This is a genomic window from Microcystis sp. LEGE 08355 (assembly GCF_015207185.1).
GTDB lineage: Bacteria > Cyanobacteriota > Cyanobacteriia > Cyanobacteriales > Microcystaceae > Microcystis > Microcystis panniformis.
In genome coordinates this window covers 1-2,778 of sequence record NZ_JADEXI010000601.1, presented here as the reverse complement: position 1 = coordinate 2,778, position 2,778 = coordinate 1, and the positions used below count along the sequence as shown (strand labels likewise).

The following is a 2,778-nucleotide window of genomic DNA, read 5'->3' as shown; positions in this document are numbered from 1 at the left end:
TTACTCAACGGATTTAGTATTACTCGATCGCTCCCGCTTGTTGTAATAAAGAAACGATCGCCTGATGGTGATTAAATTTAGCTAACATTAAAGCGGTCATTCCCCCTTGATTTTTCTGATTTAAGTTCACCTTTCCCCCGTCTAACAAAACTTTAACCGTGTCGAGACAACCGTGATAACTCGCCCACATTAAAGGGGAAGCGCCGCTAAAATCGAGTTTATTGACATCAGCACCGATATCGATTAACCGGCGCACCAGTTGACTATTATTGCCCTCACAAGCTTTCATGAGGACGCTTTTGCCATCGGGATAAACGGCGTTGGGATTAGCCCCGTAGTCGAGGAGATAACGACAGATTTTCGTAAATTTGCTCTGTAGAGCTAAAGTTAACGGTGTTTCTCCCTGCTGAGTTAGGTTAGGCTCCGCCCCCTGTTTTAACAATTCTAAAACGATCGCTTCGTATCCCTGCACCGTGGCGATAAGCAAGGGTGTATCACCAAAATGGTTGCGGTGATTGACAAAAGCGCCGGCTTGTAGTAAGGCCTGGACGATCTCTAAATGTCCTTCGATCGTGGCTAAATGCAGGGCCGTTTCTCCAGTCTGATTTTGATTGTCAACACTGGCCCCCTTAGCGAGTAAAAGTCGGACAATATCGAAATATCCCTCAGCAGCGGCGATCATCAGGGCAGTTTCTCCCTCCTCCGTGCTGATATTCGGATTTGCTCCCGCTTGCAGTAAAGTTTGCACGCTGCCGAGATTTCCCCTCTCTACAGCCAAAATTAGGGGAGTTTCCCGGGATAAAGTGGGAGCATCGGGGGGCATACCACGGGTAATAAACAATTCGAGGATTTCTGGGCAATTAGCGGTGAGAGCCTGTAACCAAGCTTCTTGACGTATTTCGTCATCTACACCACGATCGAGCAATAAACCGACAATTGCGGCGTAATTTTGTTTTATCGCTACAGATAAAGCCGTATCTCCATCCTGATCGCGCATATTGACCCGAGCGCCGGCGGTTAATAACTGTTCTGCGATCGCTGTATGACCCTTATAAGTGGCAATCATTAGTGCTGGTGTACCATCTTGATTGACCTGATTGACATTAGCACCGGCGGCGATTAGTTGAGCGAGGATTTGACTGTGATTGAGGGCAGCCGCTAACATGAGAGGGGTTAAACCTTGAGGTTGTTTACTTTTGTTGATATCAGCCCCAAATTCTCGCAAAATTGCCACAATTTCCTGATGACCCCCCTGCACGGCATAGATTAAAGCCGTCGTATTGTGGCCATCAGTGGCGTTGACATTTGCCCCCTGACTCAGTAAAGCTTGAACCCGCGCCAGATTGCCCTGACGCGCCGCTTGTATTAACAAGATATCCCAATTAGAAGCCATTAACAGTGACCGATCGGCAGAAAGTATTTTTTCTATTATCGATCTTTCTAGACAGGTAAACGGACAGAAAAGCTACTACCCCGTTCTAATTCTGAGGTGACGGCAATAGTTCCCCCATGAGCATCGATAATGCGACGGGAGAGATAAAGTCCTAACCCATTGTTGGAACTGTCTGGGGAACTGGAGTACAGGCGCTCGAAAATCCGGGGTAGTTCTTCTGCTGAAATGCCTATACCAGTATCCTCGACGACAATGGTGACAAAAGTATCTTCCTCTGTAGCTGGGATGAGATGAATTTTCACATCACCCTTTTGGGTAAATTTAATCGCATTGCCGATGAGATTGGTAAAAACGCGCCGCAGTTCCAAGCGATCGCCAGTTAGGAAAATTTCCCCGGCATTTTCGGCATTTAAGCTTAATTCGAGTCCTTTTTCTCGGGCAAGGGGAGTTAACTGCTGACAGACTTCTTCGAGAATATCGATAATCTTTAATTTAGTAAAATTAAGTGTCTTTTCGCCGTTTTCATAACAATAAACTTCCAAAAGATTATTAACCATTTCCAAGAGATTTGTATTACTGCGAATAATCAGATGAATGACTCGACTCATTTCGGGAGTAATCTCACCGTATAAACCTTCTTGAAATAGTTCTAATATGTGATTGACAGACACTAAGGGAGTTCGCAAATCGTGGGTCATCCTCGAAACAAAATCTTCTTTTTGTCTAGCCAATTGCTCTTTTTCTTGTTTGGCAATCGCCACTTCTTGTTCCGCTTCATAGATGCGTAGAGCGTTTCGCATCGCTTGATTTAAGCGCGAGGCAGAAAGACGAAATTTACTCAGATAATCGGAAGCGCCGGCTTTCATCATATCTACGGCAATTCCTTCGTCTCCGTGACCGGTTAAGACAATTAGGGGTATTTTAACTCCCTGCTGCCGAATTTCCCGCACCAAAGTTAAACCATCTCGATCGGGTAGAAGATAATCGATAAACATACAGTCGAAAAGATTATTGGACATCTGTTCTTTAGCCTCTTGATAGTCAGCGGCTTCTGTTATTTCTATCGCCATCTCCGATGTTCTTAAGAATCGGCGCACGGCGATCCGATCTACTTCATTATCATCAACAATTAGAATTCTTAACTGGTTTAACATTGCCAATTTAAATCTGAATTTTATTACTGTCTGATCTACCCTGATAGAATACCTCGAATCTGGTTCGATGGTCAAGACATTTTCTAGGTCGATTCTTACAGCTTTTTTCCTAAAGATGAAGTATAACCTAATTTGCTATTGACGACCGAATCGTGACGACTGGCCCCCCAAAACGAAAAATTAGTACCTCACTATTAAGATGACGGCCACAATCGGAAACAATACTTAGGG

Annotated in this window: 2 protein-coding genes; both read right to left on the bottom strand. The window is 44.5% G+C overall.

From position 1 onward, the window contains the following. Nucleotides 1-19: 19 nt before the first annotated feature. Nucleotides 20-1,393, bottom strand: coding sequence for an ankyrin repeat domain-containing protein (locus IQ242_RS21730; RefSeq protein WP_193961371.1), 1,374 nt, complete (start codon nucleotides 1,391-1,393; stop codon nucleotides 20-22). A 47-nt stretch (nucleotides 1,394-1,440) separates the two neighbouring features. Next, nucleotides 1,441-2,547 (bottom strand): hybrid sensor histidine kinase/response regulator, encoded by a 1,107-nt coding sequence (locus IQ242_RS21725; RefSeq protein ID WP_193961370.1) that lies wholly within the window; start codon nucleotides 2,545-2,547, stop codon nucleotides 1,441-1,443. Between the last annotated feature and the right edge of the window lie 231 nt (nucleotides 2,548-2,778).